Source organism: Streptomyces sp. 12E, assembly GCF_055633275.1.
Window position 1 is genome coordinate 5256601 of the sequence record NZ_JBVNCJ010000001.1, and the last position, 15183, is coordinate 5271783.

Annotated in this window: 18 protein-coding genes; 13 read left to right on the top strand and 5 right to left on the bottom strand. The window is 72.0% G+C overall.

The features are described 5' to 3' along the window. Positions 1 to 2: 2 nt before the first annotated feature. Positions 3 to 500 carry a DUF3515 domain-containing protein gene (locus tag ACZ8ZB_RS24355; RefSeq protein ID WP_470739767.1) on the bottom strand — a complete coding sequence of 166 codons (498 nt, stop codon included), beginning with the start codon at positions 498 to 500 and terminating at the stop codon, positions 3 to 5. Positions 501 to 520: 20 nt separating this feature from the next. Then, positions 521 to 754 carry an Lrp/AsnC family transcriptional regulator gene (locus ACZ8ZB_RS24360; protein WP_470739768.1) on the bottom strand — a complete coding sequence of 78 codons (234 nt, stop codon included), beginning with the start codon at positions 752 to 754 and terminating at the stop codon, positions 521 to 523. Positions 755 to 960: 206 nt separating this feature from the next. Here ACZ8ZB_RS24360 and ACZ8ZB_RS24365 point away from each other — a divergent pair, with 206 nt between their 5' ends. Beyond that, the gene (locus ACZ8ZB_RS24365) at positions 961 to 1926 is read left to right on the top strand and encodes a thiamine-phosphate kinase (RefSeq protein WP_470739769.1); all 966 of its coding nucleotides are present in this window, start codon (positions 961 to 963) and stop codon (positions 1924 to 1926) included. After that, the gene (thiD, locus tag ACZ8ZB_RS24370; protein ID WP_470739770.1) at positions 1923 to 2720 is read left to right on the top strand and encodes a bifunctional hydroxymethylpyrimidine kinase/phosphomethylpyrimidine kinase; all 798 of its coding nucleotides are present in this window, start codon (positions 1923 to 1925) and stop codon (positions 2718 to 2720) included. The genes ACZ8ZB_RS24365 and thiD overlap by 4 nt, the downstream gene beginning before the upstream one ends. 283 nt (positions 2721 to 3003) lie before the next feature. Here thiD and rpmB read toward each other — a convergent pair whose 3' ends face one another. Next, positions 3004 to 3189, bottom strand: coding sequence for a 50S ribosomal protein L28 (gene rpmB, locus ACZ8ZB_RS24375; RefSeq protein ID WP_004924906.1), 186 nt, complete (start codon positions 3187 to 3189; stop codon positions 3004 to 3006). Positions 3190 to 3456: 267 nt separating this feature from the next. Here rpmB and ACZ8ZB_RS24380 point away from each other — a divergent pair, with 267 nt between their 5' ends. The 9 genes from ACZ8ZB_RS24380 to mutM all read left to right on the top strand — a co-directional run bounded on the left by ACZ8ZB_RS24380 (position 3457) and on the right by mutM (position 12520). Continuing rightward, on the top strand, positions 3457 to 5181 hold the full coding sequence (locus tag ACZ8ZB_RS24380) for a DAK2 domain-containing protein (RefSeq protein WP_470739771.1): 1725 nt from the start codon (positions 3457 to 3459) through the stop codon (positions 5179 to 5181). A 66-nt stretch (positions 5182 to 5247) separates the two neighbouring features. Beyond that, the gene (gene recG, locus ACZ8ZB_RS24385; protein ID WP_470739772.1) at positions 5248 to 7455 is read left to right on the top strand and encodes an ATP-dependent DNA helicase RecG; all 2208 of its coding nucleotides are present in this window, start codon (positions 5248 to 5250) and stop codon (positions 7453 to 7455) included. 49 nt (positions 7456 to 7504) lie between these two features. Continuing rightward, positions 7505 to 8092, top strand: a complete 588-nt coding sequence (gene rsmD / locus ACZ8ZB_RS24390) for a 16S rRNA (guanine(966)-N(2))-methyltransferase RsmD (RefSeq protein WP_470739773.1) — start codon at positions 7505 to 7507, stop codon at positions 8090 to 8092. Between the two features lie 26 nt (positions 8093 to 8118). Further along, on the top strand, positions 8119 to 8598 hold the full coding sequence (gene coaD, locus ACZ8ZB_RS24395; protein WP_037804001.1) for a pantetheine-phosphate adenylyltransferase: 480 nt from the start codon (positions 8119 to 8121) through the stop codon (positions 8596 to 8598). A gap of 97 nt (positions 8599 to 8695) precedes the next feature. Then, positions 8696 to 9790 carry an ATP synthase F0 subunit B gene (locus ACZ8ZB_RS24400; RefSeq protein ID WP_470739774.1) on the top strand — a complete coding sequence of 365 codons (1095 nt, stop codon included), beginning with the start codon at positions 8696 to 8698 and terminating at the stop codon, positions 9788 to 9790. Between the two features lie 132 nt (positions 9791 to 9922). Then, on the top strand, positions 9923 to 10567 hold the full coding sequence (locus ACZ8ZB_RS24405) for a YceD family protein (RefSeq protein ID WP_470739775.1): 645 nt from the start codon (positions 9923 to 9925) through the stop codon (positions 10565 to 10567). A gap of 2 nt (positions 10568 to 10569) precedes the next feature. Further along, a complete protein-coding gene (gene rpmF, locus ACZ8ZB_RS24410; RefSeq protein ID WP_003951102.1) occupies positions 10570 to 10743 on the top strand; it encodes a 50S ribosomal protein L32 in 174 nt (57 codons plus the stop codon). 19 nt (positions 10744 to 10762) lie between these two features. Beyond that, a complete protein-coding gene (gene rnc, locus ACZ8ZB_RS24415) occupies positions 10763 to 11581 on the top strand; it encodes a ribonuclease III (RefSeq protein ID WP_470741570.1) in 819 nt (272 codons plus the stop codon). 78 nt (positions 11582 to 11659) lie between these two features. Beyond that, positions 11660 to 12520, top strand: coding sequence for a bifunctional DNA-formamidopyrimidine glycosylase/DNA-(apurinic or apyrimidinic site) lyase (gene mutM, locus ACZ8ZB_RS24420; RefSeq protein WP_470739776.1), 861 nt, complete (start codon positions 11660 to 11662; stop codon positions 12518 to 12520). Here mutM and ACZ8ZB_RS24425 read toward each other — a convergent pair. Together ACZ8ZB_RS24425 and ACZ8ZB_RS24430 are read right to left on the bottom strand one after the other, a co-directional pair. Further along, the gene (locus ACZ8ZB_RS24425; protein ID WP_470739777.1) at positions 12493 to 12891 is read right to left on the bottom strand and encodes a winged helix-turn-helix transcriptional regulator; all 399 of its coding nucleotides are present in this window, start codon (positions 12889 to 12891) and stop codon (positions 12493 to 12495) included. The genes mutM and ACZ8ZB_RS24425 overlap by 28 nt on opposite strands. Positions 12892 to 12945: 54 nt before the next feature. Next, positions 12946 to 14133: a CAP domain-containing protein gene (locus ACZ8ZB_RS24430; RefSeq protein ID WP_470739778.1), complete on the bottom strand. Its 1188-nt coding sequence runs from the start codon at positions 14131 to 14133 to the stop codon at positions 12946 to 12948. Positions 14134 to 14308: 175 nt separating this feature from the next. On the opposite strand from ACZ8ZB_RS24430, the gene ACZ8ZB_RS24435 reads away from it, so the two are divergent. Together ACZ8ZB_RS24435 and ACZ8ZB_RS24440 are read left to right on the top strand one after the other, a co-directional pair. Then, positions 14309 to 14590: an acylphosphatase gene (locus ACZ8ZB_RS24435; RefSeq protein ID WP_470739779.1), complete on the top strand. Its 282-nt coding sequence runs from the start codon at positions 14309 to 14311 to the stop codon at positions 14588 to 14590. A 377-nt stretch (positions 14591 to 14967) separates the two neighbouring features. Further along, a complete protein-coding gene (locus ACZ8ZB_RS24440) occupies positions 14968 to 15171 on the top strand; it encodes a hypothetical protein (RefSeq protein WP_468794819.1) in 204 nt (67 codons plus the stop codon). Positions 15172 to 15183 lie beyond the last annotated feature (12 nt).

The window sequence follows — 15183 nt, forward strand, 5'->3', positions numbered from 1 at the left end:
CGTCAGGGGGCGATCCCCTCGGGGATCGTCTTCTTGAGTGCCGGGGCGAGGTCGATCAGCACGCCCGTGCTGTCCCGCCCGTCGACCACCTCGACCTCGACGTACGCCTCGCGGTTGGCGGTGGTGAAGCGCTGCACGTCGTCGCCCGGCGTCTCCATGAGCCAGTCGACGCCGTTCACTCCGCCCGGCACCGCGTCGGCGTCGTTGCCGTTGGCCACCTTCGGGTCGGTCATCTTCGGCGGTCGTTCGACACCGCACCGCAGTATGATCGCCACGCCGCCCCAGCCCGCGGTCAGTTCGGACGCGGGTTCGGGATCGTCGCGACTCTCACCGTCCACCTTCGCCGGCAGGGCCTCGTCCAGGTTCTGACACAGTTCGGTGACCTTCGCGTCCGGGCGGGGAACCGCCGCGGACGCGCCGTCGTCTGCCGAGGAGCAGCCCGCGACGGTGATCAGTACCGCGAGCGCGGACAGGGCGTGCCGGTGACGGGAAGAGTTCACCGGCACAGGGTAGACGGGGGCTACAGATGGACGACCGGGCAGGTCAGGGTTCGGGTGATGCCGTCCACTTGCTGGATTTTGGCGACCACCATGCGACCCAGTTCGTCGACGGTGTCGGCCTGGGCGCGCACGATCACGTCGTACGGTCCGGTCACGTCCTCGGCCTGGACGACTCCAGGGATCTTGCCGATCAGCTCGGCGACGGTCGAGGCCTTGCCGACCTCCGTCTGGATCAGGATGTACGCCTGTACCACGGAACCTCCAGGGCGGCCACGAGGATCATGTGGGGAAAAGGAACGCCACGGTATCGCGTCGCCGCTCCTCGCGGGGAGACCTGCGGGAACCGGGCCTTGCGCGCCGGGGTACAGGCACGAGGGAAGTTGGCGGTCACTTCGACCGTAGCGAGGACTCGAAGGACTCGCGACCGGGCACGGACAGGGATAGAAGGGTCGAAAGGGAAATGAAGGGCACTGTTGGTGAGCTCGGGGAGTTCGGGCTCATCAGGGAGCTCACCTCCCGTCTCACCACCACCCCGGCGGTCCGGGTCGGTCCCGGCGACGACGCCGCGGTGGTCTCCGCGCCCGACCGCAGGGTCGTGGCCAGCACCGACATCCTGGTGGAGGGCCGGCACTTCCGGCGCGACTGGTCCACGGCCTACGACGTCGGCCGCAAGGCCGCCGCACAGAACCTCGCCGACATCGCCGCCATGGGCGCCGTGCCGACCGCGCTGCTGCTCGGCCTCGTCGTCCCGGCGGAACTGCCGGTGACCTGGCCCAGCGAGCTGATGGACGGCCTGCGCGACGAGTGCCAGGTGGCCGGCGCCGCGGTCGTCGGCGGCGATGTCGTGCGCGGCGACGCGATCATGGTGTCGATCACCGCGCTCGGCGATCTGCGCAACCAGGAGCCCGTGACCCGGGGCGGCGCGCAGCCCGGCGACCTCGTCGCGGTGACCGGCTGGCTGGGCTGGTCCGCGGCCGGGCACGCGGTGCTCTCCCGCGGTTTCCGCTCGCCGCGCGCCTTCGTCGAGGCGCACCGGCGTCCCGAACCGCCGTACCACGCGGGGCCCGCGGCCGCCGGGCTCGGCGCCACCGCGATGTGCGACGTGAGCGACGGGCTGATCGCCGACCTCGGGCACATCGCCGAGGCCAGCAAGGTCCGCATCGACATCCGCTCCGGCGCGATCGACATCCCCTCGCAGATGAACGACATCGGCCAGGCCGTCGGCGTCGACCCCATGCAGTGGGTGCTGACCGGGGGGGAGGACCACGCGATCGTGGCGACCTTCCCGCCGGACGTGAAGCTGCCCGCCCGCTGGAAGGTGATCGGCGAGGTGCTCAACCCGTCGGCGCTGCCCCAGGTGACGGTGGACGGGGCGCCCTGGACGACCCAGGGCGGCTGGGACCACTTCGGGGACATCGAGTCATGAGCGCTCCGCCCAAGGTGCTCACCGTGGCCGGCTCCGACTCCGGCGGCGGCGCGGGGATCCAGGCCGACCTGAAGACGATGCTGGCGCTCGGCGTGCACGGCATGAGCGTGCTCACCGCGGTGACCGCGCAGAACTCCCTGGGCGTGCAGGGCGCCTGGGAGCTGCCCGTGGAGGCGGTGCGGGCCCAGTACCGCAGCGTCGTCGACGACATCGGGGTGCAGGCGGTCAAGACCGGCATGCTCTCCTCCGCCGAACTCGTCGAGGCGGTGGCCGACTTGATCGCCGGCACGGACGCGCCGGCGGTCGTCGACCCGGTGGGGGTCTCCAAGCACGGGGACCCGCTGCTCGCGGCCTCCGCGCTGGACTCCGTACGGACCAGGCTGCTGCCGGTGGCGACCGTGGCCACGCCGAACCTGGACGAGGTGGCACAACTCGCGGACGTACGGGTCGGGTCGGAACCCGACATGCGCCGGGCGGCCCGGGCGGTGCTGGCGTTCGGGCCGCGCTGGGTGGTGATCAAGGGCGGTCACCTGCCCGGTGAAGCCGTGGACCTGCTCACCGACGGATCCGAGGAGCACTGGCTGCGCGCCCCCAGGCACGACAACCGCCACACCCACGGCACGGGCTGCACACTGGCGTCGGCGATCGCGTCGGAACTGGCGAAGGGCCGGTCCGTGCCGGAGGCGGTGACGACGGCCAAGGCCTACGTCACCGGAGCCATAGCGTCCGGCTTCGCGTTGGGCGGGGGAATCGGACCGGTGGACCACGCCTGGAACCTGAACCCGCCGCGCTGACCGCGGACGACCGCTCCCGTCGTTCCCGCGCCCACCTGTGCCCCCAGAGTGCCTCGAAGGCCTGGGAGGCCTGGGAGGCGCCCCCAGGGCGGCGCGGGTGGGCGCCGGGGGCACCCCCTCCGGGGAAGGTGTCCCGCGAGCGCCGGGCCGCGCGAACACCTCCGGCCCGCACCCACGCGGGGCACCTCGTGAGCGTGCCGGACCACAGCAAAAAGCCGGCCCACCCGAGGTGGACCGGCTAAGTGCGGCGAAACCGGCAGTGGCCGCGCGCTCAGCGAAAGCGTCAGCGCGAGACCTTGCCGGCCTTGATGCACGAGGTGCAGGCGTTCACGCGCTTCGGCGTCCCGCCGACCACAGTACGCACACGCTGGATGTTGGGGTTCCAGCGACGGGGCGTACGGCGGTGCGAGTGCGAGATGTTGTTGCCGAAGCCCGGGCCCTTGCCGCAGACGTCGCAGTTGGCAGCCACGGGTCACTCCAAAGACTTCAGATGCACTTACGGTTGATCCCGGCAGGCCGGGATCGAAATTCCGGGCTCCAGGAGCCCTGTGGAATCTGAGTGGCGTTACCGGGTGAGAGGCCCGATCGGATCGGGCAACCGGAGCAGCATACAACGGCTGCATCCGTAGAACGAAACTACCACGGCAGCTCAGGGGCCCGCCTGCGGCCCTCTTCCGGCGGGCGGCGTCCCACGGTCTACGCTGCCTGCCACGGCCGGCAGCTCAGGGAGGCGCAGGTGGCGCAGGTGCCGCAGACATTCTTCGATGCTCTCGCGGTGCGTTCCTGGTGCGGTCTCGCGCTCGAGGCGCTGGGGCGGGCCCGTGAGGAGATCGACGCGATCAACGTCTACCCGGTGGCGGACGGGGACACCGGGACGAATCTCTATCTGACCGTCGAGTCGGCGACCGCGGCGGTGGAGGCGGTGTTCGCGGGACACGAGGCCGACGGGGACCGGCGGCCGACGCTGGCCGACGCGGTACGGGCGATGGCGCACGGGGCGCTGATCGGCGCCCGCGGCAACTCCGGGACGATCCTGGCGCAGCTGCTGCGTGGCATGGCCCAGGTGCTGGCCGCGGACAAGGCCCCGGCCCACGCCGACGGGGAGGGGCTGCGCACCGCCCTGCGGCACGCGGCCGACTCCGCGCGCCGGGCGGTCGCGCATCCCGTCGAGGGCACGGTCCTCACCGTCGCCGCTGCCGCCGCCGAAGCCGCCGGCCGGGCGGACGGCGACTGCGGGACGGTGGCGCGGGCGGCCTACGAGGGAGCCCGCGCGGCACTCGCCGAGACCCCGGCCCGGCTGGCCGTCCTCCGGCGCGCCGGGGTGGTCGACGCGGGCGGCAGGGGGCTGGTGGCGGTGCTCGCGGCACTGGTGGAGACGTGCACGGGGGAGGCGCCGCGGGGCATGCCGGCGCCGGGCGGCCCGTGGAGCGGTTCCGTACGCGTCGCCGGTCCCGTGCCGCACGCGTGCGCGGAGGAGACCGACGGCCCCGGCGCGTGCGCGGACGGCGGTGCCGCGCCGGGGCCGGGGCCCGGGGGACCCGCCTTCGAGGTGATCTATCTGCTGGAGGCCGGCGACGCGGCCGTCACGCGGCTGCGCGACCGGCTCGACGCGCTGGGCGACTCGCTCGTGGTGGTCGGCGGGGACGGGCTGTGGAACGTCCATGTGCACGTGGACGACGCGGGCGCCGCCGTGGAGGCCGGGATCGAGGCCGGACGGCCGTACCGGATCCGGATCACCCACTTCGGCGCGGGGGACGTCCGCACCGCCGGGACCGGACCGGCGGCGTCCGGGGAGCGCGCCCAGCGGGCCGTCGTGGCCGTGGTGCCCGGCGAGGGCCTGGCGGGTCTGTACGCGGAGGCGGGCGCGACCACCGTGCTCGCCCGTCCCGGTGAGCCGCCCGCGAGCGGTGAACTCGTCCAGGCGGTACGGCGCGCGCACGCGCGGGAGGTGGTGCTGCTGCCCAACGACGCCGAGCTGCGCCACACCGCCGCCGCGGCGGCCGAGCAGGTCCGGGCGGAGGGTGTCCGGGTGGCGCTCATCCCGACCCGCTCCGCGGTCCAGGGCATCGCGGCGCTCGCGGTGCACGAGCCGGAGCGCCGTTTCGACGAGGACGTGGTGTCGATGACGTCGGCGGCGGGCGCGACCCGCTACGCCGAGGTCACCGTCGCCGAGCACCGGTCCTGGACCATGGCGGGCATCTGCCAGGCCGGGGACGTCCTCGGCCTGGTCGACGGGGACGTGGCCGTGATCGGGCAGGACCTCACGGCCACCGCCGAGGCCGTCCTCGACCGCATGCTCGCGGCCGGAGGCGAACTGGTCACCCTGGTCCTCGGCGACGACGCCCCCGAGTCCGTCGCCGCCCGTCTGGAGACCCGCGTCCGCGAGGGCTACCTCGCCGTCGACACGGTGGTGTACCACGGCGGCAGACAGGGCGCCCTGCTGCTCATCGGGGTGGAGTGACCCGGGCGGGACTTCCGCGCGGAGCCGGGCCCCGGCGTCCGCGTGTTGTCAGTGGCGTGGTGTGCAATGGACCCCGTGCCCGCACTCGACGAACCACTGAAGAAGGTGCTCGGCCCCGCCACCGCGAAGGTGATGGCCGAGCATCTCGGCCTGCACACCGTCGGCGACCTCCTGCACCACTACCCGCGCAGATACGAGGAGCGCGGTCAGCTCACCCACCTCGCCGACCTCCCCATGGACGAGCACGTCACGGTGGTCGCCCAGGTCGCCGACGCCCGTCTGCACACCTTCGCCTCCGCGAAGGCCCCGCGCGGCAAGGGCCAGCGCCTCGAGGTGACGATCACGGACGGCAGCGGCCGGCTGCAACTGGTCTTCTTCGGCGCCGGTGTCCACAAACCGCACAAGGAACTCCTGCCGGGCACCCGTGCGCTGTTCGCCGGCAAGGTCTCCGTCTTCAACCGTCGCCTCCAACTCGCCCACCCGGCATACGAGTTGCTGCGCGGGGACACCGAGGAGACGGTCGAGACCTGGGCCGGCGCCCTCATCCCGATCTACCCCGCCACCGCCAAGCTGGAGTCCTGGAAGATCGGCAAGGCGCTCCAGACGGTGCTGCCCAGCGCCCAGGAGGCCCTCGACCCCCTCCCGGACTCCCTCCGCGCGGGCCGCGGACTGGTCACCCTCCCCGAGGCACTCCTCAAGATCCACCGCCCGCACACCAAGGCGGACATCGAGGACGCCCGCGCCCGCCTGAAGTGGGACGAGGCCTTCGTCCTCCAGGTCGCCCTCGCCCGCCGCCGCCACGCCGACGCGCAACTCCCCGCGGTGGCCCGCCGCCCGAAGCCCGACGGCCTCCTCGCCGCCTTCGACGACCGCCTCCCCTTCACCCTCACCGAGGGCCAGCGGAAGGTCTCCGCCGAGATCTTCGCCGACCTCGCCACCGAACACCCCATGCACCGCCTGCTTCAGGGCGAGGTGGGCTCCGGCAAGACGCTGGTCGCCCTGCGCGCCATGCTCGCCGTCGTCGACGCGGGCGGACAGGCGGCGATGCTCGCGCCCACCGAGGTGCTCGCCCAGCAGCACCACCGGTCGGTCACCGAGATGATGGGGGAGCTGGCCGAGGGAGGGATGCTCGGAGGAGCGGACGACGCCACCAAGGTGGTGCTGCTCACCGGGTCCATGGGGGCGGCGGCGCGGCGCCACGCGCTGCTCGACCTGGCCACCGGCGAGGCCGGCGTCGTCATCGGCACGCACGCGCTGATCGAGGACAAGGTGCAGTTCCACGACCTGGGCCTGGTCGTGGTCGACGAACAGCACCGCTTCGGCGTGGAGCAGCGCGACGCCCTGCGCGGCAAGGGCAAGCAGCCCCCGCACCTGCTCGTCATGACCGCCACCCCCATCCCGCGCACGGTCGCGATGACGGTCTTCGGCGACCTGGAGACCTCCGTCCTCGACCAGCTCCCGGCCGGCCGCTCGCCCATCGCCAGCCATGTCGTCCCGGCCGCGGACAAGCCGCATTTCCTCGCCCGCGCCTGGGAGCGGGTCCGCGAGGAGGTCGCGAACGGACACCAGGCGTACGTGGTCTGCCCGCGCATCGGCGACGAGGAGGACGACCCGAAGAAGGCCGGCCGGAAGAAGTCCGCCGAGGACGAGGCCGAGAAGCGGCCCCCGCTCGCCGTCCTGGACATCGCGGAGCAGCTCGCGAAAGGGCCGCTGCGGGGACTCCGGGTCGAGGTCCTGCACGGGCGCATGCAACCCGACGACAAGGACGCGGTCATGCGCCGCTTCGCGGCCGGCGAGGCCGACGTCCTGGTCGCCACGACCGTCATCGAGGTCGGGGTCAACGTCCCCAACGCCACCGCGATGGTGATCATGGACGCCGACCGCTTCGGCGTCTCCCAGCTCCACCAGCTGCGCGGCCGGGTCGGCCGCGGCTCGGCCCCGGGCCTGTGCCTGCTGGTCACCGAGATGCCCGAGGCGAGCGCGGCCCGGCAGCGGCTGAACGCCGTCGCCTCCACCCTCGACGGCTTCGAGCTCTCCCGCATCGACCTGGAGCAGCGTCGCGAGGGCGATGTGCTGGGCCAGGCACAGTCCGGCACCCGCTCCAGCCTGCGCATGCTCGCCGTCATCGAGGACGAGGAGATCATCGCCGAGGCGAGGCAGGAGGCGGCGGCGGTGGTGGCCGCCGACCCGGACCTGACGAACCTGCCCGCCCTGCGCACGGCGCTGGACGCCCTGCTGGACGAGGAACGGGAGCAGTACCTGGAGAAGGGCTGACAGACTGGGGACAGCCACCGACCAGCACACACCGACAAGGACCGAGGACATGACTCGCGTGATCGCCGGCGCGGCCGGCGGACGCCGCCTGGCCGTTCCGCCGGGACAGGGGACCCGCCCGACCTCCGACCGCGCGCGCGAGGGCCTCTTCTCCACCTGGCAGTCCCTGCTCGGCGGCCCGCTGGACGGCGAACGCGTCCTCGACCTGTACGCCGGTTCCGGCGCCGTCGGCCTGGAGGCCCTGTCCCGCGGCGCCGGGCACGTCCTGCTCGTCGAGGCCGACGCCCGTGCCGTCCGCACGGTCCGGGAGAACGTGAAGTCGCTCGGACTCCCCGGCGCCGAGGTCGGATACGGGAAGGCGGAACAGATCGTCCGTGCCGCGCCCCCGCCGGAGCCGTACGACATCGTCTTCCTCGACCCGCCCTACGCCGTCTCGGACGACGATCTCCGGGAGATCCTGCTCACACTCCGTTCGCAGGACTGGCTCGCCGAAGAAGCCCTCGTCACCGTGGAGCGCAGCACCCGAGGCGGGGAATTCGCCTGGCCGCCCGGCTTCGAGGCGATCCGGGCCCGCCGCTACGGCGAGGGAACGTTTTGGTACGGTCGCGCCGCCTCTACGTGCGAAGACGCACGATGACCGGACCGGAGAGCGAGGGATCACAAGTGCGCCGCGCCGTATGCCCCGGGTCGTTCGACCCGATCACCAACGGACACCTCGACATCATCGCCCGGGCCTCCCGGCTGTACGACGAGGTCTACGTCGCGGTGATGATCAACCAGTCCAAGAAGGGCCTGTTCGAGATCGAGGAGCGGATCGACCTGATCCGCCGGGTCACCGCCGAGTACGGCAACGTCCGCGTCGAGGCCTTCCACGGCCTGCTCGTCGACTTCTGCAAGCAGCGCGACATCCCCGCCATCGTCAAGGGCCTGCGCGCGGTCAGCGACTTCGACTACGAACTGCAGATGGCCCAGATGAACAACGGTCTCTCGGGCGTGGAGACCCTCTTCGTCCCCACCAACCCCACCTACAGCTTCCTGTCCTCCTCGCTCGTCAAGGAGGTCGCGGCCTGGGGCGGCGACGTCGCCCACCTGGTGCCGCCGGAGGTCCTGACGGCCCTCACCGAACGCCTGCGTCGGGACTGACCGCACGTACCGGCCGCCCGGTGTCCACCGGACGCCCCGTGGCCGTACAGTCGTCCCGTCCGTCTCCAACACAGCTGTAGAGAGTGGCGAGCACACGGTGGACGTGCAGAAGAAGCTCGATGAGATCGTCGCCGCGGTCTCCAGTGCCCGGTCGATGCCCATGTCGGCCTCGTGCGTGGTCAACCGCGCCGAGCTGCTCTCGATGCTCGAAGAGGTGCGTGCGGCGCTGCCCGACTCCCTCGCCCAGGCCGAGGAACTGATCGGCGGCCGGGAGCAGATGGTCGAGCAGGCCCGCCAGGAGGCCGAGCGGATCATCGAGGGCGCGCACGCCCAGCGCGGCTCCCTGATCTCCGACACCGAGATCGCCCGCCGCTCCCAGGCCGAGGCCGACCGGATCCTCGGCGAGGCCCGCAAGGAGGCCGAGGAGATCCGCGCGGAGGCCGACGACTACGTCGACTCCAAGCTGGCCAACTTCGAGGTCGTCCTCACCAAGACGCTCGGCTCCGTCGGCCGCGGCCGCGAGAAGCTGCTCGGCACCGGCCCCGGCCTGGACGAGCAGGGCTACGAGGACGAGGACGCCCCCGAGCGCAGCCACGACCCGGAGACCCTGCGCCGCAGCGCCGACGAGTACGTCGACGTCAAGCTCGGCGCCTTCGAGGCGGTCCTCGCCAAGACCCTGGAGGCGGTGGGGCGGGGTCGGCAGAAGCTGCACGGCCGGATCGCCACCGACGACCTCGGCGCCCTCGCCGACGACCCGACGACCGTCCAGCACTCCAGCGACGCCGACTACCTGGCCGACCTCGCGTCCCTCGCCGAGCGGGACGCCGCCCCGGCCGGGCGGCCCGAGCCGCAGCAGCAGGGCTACGCCCGGTCGGAGCCCGCCTACGGCTATCAGCAGCAGCCGGACCCGTACGCCGACTATCCCCAGCAGTACGGCGGACAGCAGGGCGCCTACCCCTCCGTCCCCGGCTACGCTCCGGCGGCGGGCGTCCCCGCCCAGCAGGCCGACCCGTACGCCGCGTACCAGGGCTACGACGCGCAGGAGCAGGCGTACGACCCGGACCAGGGGCAGCGGGCCGGGCACGGCCAGCAGGCCCAGCAGGGCTACGCGCTGGACGAGACCAGCCTCTTCGACACCAGCATGATCACGCCCGAACAGCTGCGGGCCTACGAGCGCGAGCGGGGTCTGTAGGCAGGGGCGGATTGGGACGAGAGCGAAAGGTCCAGTATCCTGGCTCTTCGGTCGCGCTTACGTCCGCGATCCACGCTGCCCGGGAACATCGCGGGGCAGTGGTACCTCTGAGATCGAAGACCGAAAGCAGGAATGGCCCTGAACGCCCGCCTCGACCACCGCAACCCCCTCGTGTTCGACACGCACGAACTGGGGCGGCGTCCTGGTGCGCTGCAGCGCCTGAACCGCACGGTCGACGCTCCCGGGGATCTCGGTATCAAGGGGGTCATCGGAGTGCCGGAAGGCGCCCCGGTGGAGCTGGAACTCCGACTCGAGTCGGTCATGGAAGGTGTGCTCGTCACAGGCACCGCCCGTGCGAAGGCCGAGGGGGAGTGCGTAAGGTGTCTGGAGCCGCTGGAGCAGGAGCTCGAAGCGGACTTCCAGGAGCTGTTCTCGTACCCTGACGCCGACGACCGGGGCCGTGTGATCGCGGAACCGGGCGACGACGCCGAGGACGACGAGGACAGGCTCTTCCTCGAGGACGGCCTGTTCGACCTCGAGCCCGTGCTGCGGGACGCGGTGGTGCTCGCACTGCCGATGCAGCCGGTGTGCCGGGAAGACTGCCCGGGTCTGTGCGCCGAGTGCGGAGCACGACTCGCGGACGACCCGGACCACCACCACGACGCCGTCGACATCCGTTGGGCGGCTTTGCAGGGACTCGCCGGCACCATGAAGGACGGCGAGAAGGACGAGATGAGCGGCGCCGAACCGGGCGTCGACGAGAAGCAGGAGAAGTAGCCGTGGCTGTTCCGAAGCGGAAGATGTCGCGCAGCAACACGCGCCACCGCCGGTCGCAGTGGAAGGCTGCGGTCCCCACCCTGGTTGCGTGCGAGCGCTGCCACGAGCCCAAGCAGCAGCACATCGCGTGCCCGTCTTGCGGCACTTACAACAAGCGCCAGGTCCTCGAGGTCTGAGCGGCTGGTGAGAGGCACTGTGTCGACGCCGAAGAAGAACTCAGCGGACAACCAGGCCTCGTCCCACACGCTTCTGGAAGGGCGGCTCGGCTACCGGCTCGAGTCCGCCCTTCTGGTGCGTGCGCTGACCCACCGTTCCTACGCGTACGAGAACGGCGGCCTGCCGACGAACGAGCGGCTGGAGTTCCTCGGGGACTCCGTGCTCGGCCTCGTCGTCACGGACACGCTGTACCGCACCCACCCCGACCTGCCCGAAGGCCAGCTGGCCAAGCTGCGGGCCGCGGTGGTCAACTCGCGTGCGCTGGCGGAGGTGGGCCGCGGGCTCGACCTGGGCTCCTTCATCCGGCTCGGCCGTGGTGAAGAGGGAACGGGCGGGCGGGACAAGGCGTCCATCCTCGCCGACACCCTGGAAGCGGTGATCGGCGCCGTCTATCTCGACCAGGGCCTGGACTCGGCGGCGGAGCTGGTGCACCGCCTGTTCGACCCCCTGATCGAGAAGTCCTCGAACCTCGGTGCCGGCCTGGACTGGAAGACCAGCCTCCAGGAGCTCACCGCGACCGAAGGACTCGGCGTGCCCGAGTACCTGGTCACGGAGACCGGCCCCGATCACGAGAAGACCTTCACTGCTGCCGCCCGCGTCGGAGGCGTCTCGTACGGCACCGGCACCGGCCGCAGCAAGAAGGAGGCGGAGCAGCAGGCCGCCGAGTCCGCCTGGCGGTCCATCCGGGCCGCCGCGGACGAGCGCGCCAAGGCGGCGGCGGAGGCGGAGGAGACCGTCCGGGTCGCCGAAGCCGATGCCTCCGGGAAGAGCGCCGACGCCCCATCGGCCTCCGCCTGACGAACCACGCGACCCGAGCGCCCGCCCCGCACCGGGGCGGGCGCTCGGTCTCGTCCACCGGTCCTGGGAGGGGACACCATGCCCGAGCTGCCCGAGGTCGAGGTCGTACGGCGCGGACTCGAGCGGTGGGTCGCCCACCGGACCGTCGCCGACGCCGAGGTGCTGCACCCGCGCGCGGTACGCCGTCACCTCTCCGGCGCCGACGACTTCGCGCACCGGCTCAAGGGACACCGCGTCGGCGTCCCCGGCCGCCGCGGCAAGTACCTGTGGCTGCCCCTGGAGGACACCGGCCAGTCGGTCCTGGCCCACCTCGGCATGAGCGGCCAGCTGCTGGTGCAGCCGCACACGGCGCCGGACGAGAAGCACCTGCGCGTCCGCGTCCGCTTCACCGACACCCTGGACACCGAGCTCCGCTTCGTGGACCAGCGCACCTTCGGTGGCCTGTCCCTGCACGACAACACCCCCGACGGGCTGCCCGACGTCATCGCGCACATCGCCCGGGACCCCCTGGACCCGCTCTTCGACGAGGAGGCGTTCCACCAGGCGCTGCGCCGCAGGCGGACCACCATCAAGCGGGCGCTGCTCGACCAGTCACTGATCAGCGGCGTCGGCAACATCTACGCCGACGAGGCGCTGTGGCGGGCCCGCATCCACTACGAACGCCCGACGGCCGGCTTCACCCGCCCGCGCACCCTGCTCCTGCTGGGCCACGTCCGGGACGTCATGAACGCGGCCCTCGCCGTGGGCGGCACCAGCTTCGACAGCCTCTACGTCAACGTCAACGGGGAGTCCGGCTACTTCGACCGGTCCCTGGACGCGTACGGGCGTGAGGGCCTGCCCTGCCGCCGCTGCGGTACGCCGGTGCGCCGACGGGCATGGATGAACCGCTCCAGCTACTTCTGCCCGAGGTGTCAGCGGGCGCCGCGCGTCTCGTCGTAGCGCTCACGGGCCCGCAGCACGGCGTCCATGCTGCCCTCGACGCACTGGATGAGGGACAGCAGACGCCGGGCGACCTCGTGGCCCAGCGGCGTCAGCTCGTAGTCCACGTGGGGCGGGTTGGTGGACCGGGCCTCGCGGTGCACCAGCCCGTCGCGCTCCAGCGCGTGCAGCGTTTGGGAGAGCATCTTCTCGCTCACCCCGTCGACCCGGCGGCGCAGCTCGTTGAACCGGAGCGGGCCCTCGTGGAGCGCGCCGAGGGTCAGCGCGCCCCAGCGCCCGGTCACATGCTCCAGCGTGCCGCGGGACGGGCACGCCTTGGCGAACACGTTGAAGGGGAGCTCCTGCTCCTCCGGGCGCCGCGCCGTCGTCATACGCGCAAGCCTACGTCAGGGCAGCACTGACCGTCGGATCGCGCTGACCGTGGGTCAGTAGCCGAAGTTCTGGGTCCACCACGGACCGCCCGGCCCCATGTGGACGCCCACGCCCAGCGTCTTGAAGTCGCAGTTCAGTATGTTCGCCTTGTGGCCGGGGCTGTCCATCCAGGCCTGCATCACGGCCGCGGCGTCGGCCTGGCCCCGGGCGATGTTCTCGCCGCCCAGGTTGCCTATGCCGGCCGTCTTGGCCCTGTCCCACGGGGTGTCGCCGTCGGGGTCGGTGTGGTCGAAGAAGCCCCGGTCGGCCATGTCGACGCTGAACGCCGTGGCCAGATCGGTCAGCGAGCTGCTCGCGACGACCGGGCTGCAACCCACCTTGGCCCGCTCCACGTTGACCAGCCGGAGCACCTCGGCCCCCGCGACGGCCTCCGCCGATCCGGTCACCGGACCGCTCGTCTTCTTCTCCGGTTCCGGTTCCGGCTCCGGCGTCGCCTCGCGGGACGGCGTCTCCCGCGCGGTCTTCTCCGGGGCCGCCGCGGTCTCCTTCTCCTCCGGAGTCTTCTCCTCCGGGGTCTTCGTCGGCGCGGCCGACGCCGACGCGGAGGCCGGTGCGGACGGACCGGACGAGGCGGAGCGCTCGGTGTCGCGGCTCGCCGGGGTGCCGGCGTCGCGGCTCGGGTTCTCCAGGCTGCCGGACGTGCCGCCCTGCCCGCTGGGCGAGTTGGTCGGCGCTCCTCCGGCCTGCACGCTGTCACCGGAGGCGCTGTCGCCGCCGAGCCGGTAGTTCTCCAGACCGGGCACCGCGCCCGTGGCCACCGCCACCGTGCCGAGGGCCACCGCGGCGGAGACGCCGAGCAGACCGGTACGGACCGGGGCCGCGGTCTTCTTCTTCCGGCGCCGGTGTCCGCCGGAGCGGGGAGCGTCGTCGCCGGGGACGAAGCCGTCACCGGCGAAGGCGTGGCCGATCCGGTCCGGACCCGTCGAGAAGTCGGCGCCCGGGAAGCCGCCGCGGGCGAAGTCCCCGCCCCCGGCGGGGGTTCCGACGCCGTCCGTCGCGTAGAGGTAGGCCTCGCTCCGCGCGTACGTCTCGGCGTACGCCTGCGGGTTCAGATACGGCGCGGTGCCCATCGTGGGCGGGCCGTCCCCCCGGTCGTCCCTCGGAAGCGGGCCGCCGTCGCAGGGGTCGGCATGGGTGACCCCGGTGGCGCGGCCGGCGGCGGAGCGTCGGTGGCGTCCCATGTCCTGGCCTTCCTCGTCCTTGCGGTCGACTCGTGCTGGCGACCAACCCAAACGCGACGATCACGAAACTCACACGAACGAATGAGTTTCATATGAGATTTATGGGTGGGGACGCTACCGCATGGCGCAAGGGCACGGTGTGCCCCTAGTGACTTTGTCCGGTTAGGTTGCAGCCATGAGCGAGGATGTGCGACTGGTCGCCTGGGTGCGAGGGCGTGTCCAAGGTGTGGGTTTCCGCTGGTTCACGCGCGCCAAGGCGCTGGAGATCGGCGGCCTGAGTGGTTTTGCTCTCAATCTGGGCGACGGCAGGGTCCAAGTGGTCGCCGAGGGCGCCCGTGAACGCTGCGAAGGGCTGCTCGACTGGCTCCAGGCCGGCGACACGCCCGGGGACGTGGACGGAGTCACCGAGATCTGGGACACACCGCGCGGTGGCTATGAGGGCTTCGCCATCCGCTGATCCCGCCCGCTCCGGCGGCCCCGAACGCCCCGGACGGTCCGCGTGGCGCGGCCTTCCCGGAGGAAAACTCCTGGTGATTGCCGAGAAGGGCTTGCCGTGGGCGGCGTCGGCGGCCAAGATGATCGCCACGTCCCGAGGACCCGTGAGACTCGCGCCGCCGCCCTCCGTCGGCCGTGCGCGCCCGGTTGTCCGCCAATACGGGGCGTGATCGTGTTGACCCTCAAACTTTTTGGTGAGACGCTGAAAGCCCCGCGCACCTTAGCTGTTTGGCATGGCTGAACGGCAGCACAACTCCAGGCCTGCCAAGCACCGCGGGTGCGAATCCCTCACGACCCACACCGCATCGGTCGGTCACTCATTGTGGAGGACCATCCATCATGGCAAAGGCGCTTCTCGGTTACGTCGGCGGCTCCGACCCGCGACTCCTCGCCGAGATGCGACGGCTCCAGCAGCGTGTCCAGGACCTGGAATCCGAGCTCGTACGGATTCAGGCGGAGAAGGACGCGCTGGCGGCTGCCGCTTCTCACGACAGGATCACGGAGAGCGTTGACGCACACCAGGCGGAGCCTGCGCTCACCTGATCACCTCACCGC

Bases quoted from the DNA above. Each gene is read 5' to 3' on its own strand.
- ACZ8ZB_RS24365 (WP_470739769.1), top strand. From the start codon at position 961: ATGAAGGGCACTGTTGGTGAGCTCGGGGAGTTCGGGCTCATCAGGGAG.
- thiD (WP_470739770.1), top strand. From the start codon at position 1,923: ATGAGCGCTCCGCCCAAGGTGCTCACCGTGGCCGGCTCCGACTCCGGC.
- recG (WP_470739772.1), top strand. From the start codon at position 5,248: ATGGACCCCGTGCCCGCACTCGACGAACCACTGAAGAAGGTGCTCGGC.
- rsmD (WP_470739773.1), top strand. From the start codon at position 7,505: ATGACTCGCGTGATCGCCGGCGCGGCCGGCGGACGCCGCCTGGCCGTT.
- ACZ8ZB_RS24405 (WP_470739775.1), top strand. From the start codon at position 9,923: ATGGCCCTGAACGCCCGCCTCGACCACCGCAACCCCCTCGTGTTCGAC.
- mutM (WP_470739776.1), top strand. From the start codon at position 11,660: ATGCCCGAGCTGCCCGAGGTCGAGGTCGTACGGCGCGGACTCGAGCGG.
- ACZ8ZB_RS24425 (WP_470739777.1), bottom strand. From the start codon at position 12,891: ATGACGACGGCGCGGCGCCCGGAGGAGCAGGAGCTCCCCTTCAACGTG.
- ACZ8ZB_RS24430 (WP_470739778.1), bottom strand. From the start codon at position 14,133: ATGGGACGCCACCGACGCTCCGCCGCCGGCCGCGCCACCGGGGTCACC.
- ACZ8ZB_RS24435 (WP_470739779.1), top strand. From the start codon at position 14,309: ATGAGCGAGGATGTGCGACTGGTCGCCTGGGTGCGAGGGCGTGTCCAA.
- ACZ8ZB_RS24440 (WP_468794819.1), top strand. From the start codon at position 14,968: ATGGCAAAGGCGCTTCTCGGTTACGTCGGCGGCTCCGACCCGCGACTC.